We start from the raw sequence: 1,169 nt of genomic DNA, 5'->3' as shown, positions 1-1,169 counted from the left end.
CAAAAGCAGGAATTGGAAAAAAGGCTTTGATAATTTTAACAATAATTGGTGTAATATTAAAAATACTAATATCTTTAATATCGTATAAATATTTAGTTTCATCAGCAGGAGATGAAGAATTTTTACCAACTTATTATGCTTATTTTGCCATAGGTTTATTGGATGTAATATTTCTTGTGGGGCTTGGTGTAAATTTATTGATAGGAAGGAGAAAACAGCATGATAAAAATTAAAAAATTGACAGGATTTATGATTTTTCTACTTTTTGGAATGATATTTATTTCCTGTGGAAAACCTTCAAAAAAAGACATAATAGACAAGGGATATATATTAGAAGTAGGTGTATCCAATGAGATTGACAGGGAATTTGCCGGAAAAATGGAGCATTCTCCCACTTATACTATTTTCAAAGCGACTGAATATAAGGACAATGATATTATGGTGCAGAATCTCAAAAATGGAACAGTTAAAGCAATCCTTTCGCCTATGCTGTCGTTAGGAAATTCTGATTACGGCTATTATCCTGTCTATGTGGATAACAAAAATTATGAAACTGTATATCTCATATACAGAAAGGATATTCCCGATTTTTTGAAAAACAGCTTTGAAAAAGGGGACGGCTTTATGTTAAATAATATGGAAAAATATTCTAAAGAAAAATATAAAGACAGATTTTCATTTTTTAGTAATATTGAAGATTTTGAGAAAAAAATAATGGCTAATGAATGGACTCTTGTAAATATTGCAGGACTTGAACTTAAAAACAGTAAAATTTCGATAAAACTTGATAAAGGAAATGTTGTCATAACAGGAAAAAACGGGAAAAAATATTCGGGAAAATATTTCCTGAAAAATCACAGAATTTCTTTTGAAATAGATAATTTGAACAATCTGCTGGAAAAATGGAGCGAACTGACCAACAGTGATAAAGATTTTTTAGATGATTTAAGTAATGCCGATGTAATAACACTTATGAATAGCGAGCAGACTCTCTATATCGGAGTTCCTGAAAGTAATCTTGTATTCAAAAAAACATCAAAAAATAAAAAATAGTAATGATTTTTCTGATGTAACATTTGGAGAAAATGTTCAGTATGTAGACATAACTAAATCTGATTCATTCTCTGCTTCTACAACATTCGGAACTACTACTATCTACTTTGAGAAAT

The 1,169-nt window shown here is 29.3% G+C and carries 1 protein-coding gene and 1 pseudogene; both read left to right on the top strand.

Translation table 11 applies throughout. From position 1 onward, the window contains the following. A pseudogene (locus tag Q0370_RS07780) lies at nucleotides 1-233 on the top strand (flagellar biosynthesis protein FliQ); the annotation flags it as partial. Further along, on the top strand, nucleotides 220-1,053 hold the full coding sequence (locus Q0370_RS07775) for an amino acid decarboxylase (RefSeq protein ID WP_299574255.1): 834 nt from the start codon (nucleotides 220-222) through the stop codon (nucleotides 1,051-1,053). The pseudogene Q0370_RS07780 and the gene Q0370_RS07775, both read left to right, overlap by 14 nt. The last annotated feature ends 116 nt before the right edge of the window (nucleotides 1,054-1,169 follow it).

The sequence above is a fragment of the uncultured Leptotrichia sp. genome (genome assembly GCF_938036635.1).
Taxonomy (GTDB): Bacteria; Fusobacteriota; Fusobacteriia; order Fusobacteriales; family Leptotrichiaceae; genus Leptotrichia; species Leptotrichia hongkongensis.
This window is presented reverse-complemented; position numbering and strand designations above follow the sequence as displayed.

Coding starts and splice junctions, on each gene's coding strand:
- Q0370_RS07775 (WP_299574255.1), top strand. CDS start 220: ATGATAAAAATTAAAAAATTGACAGGATTTATGATTTTTCTACTTTTT.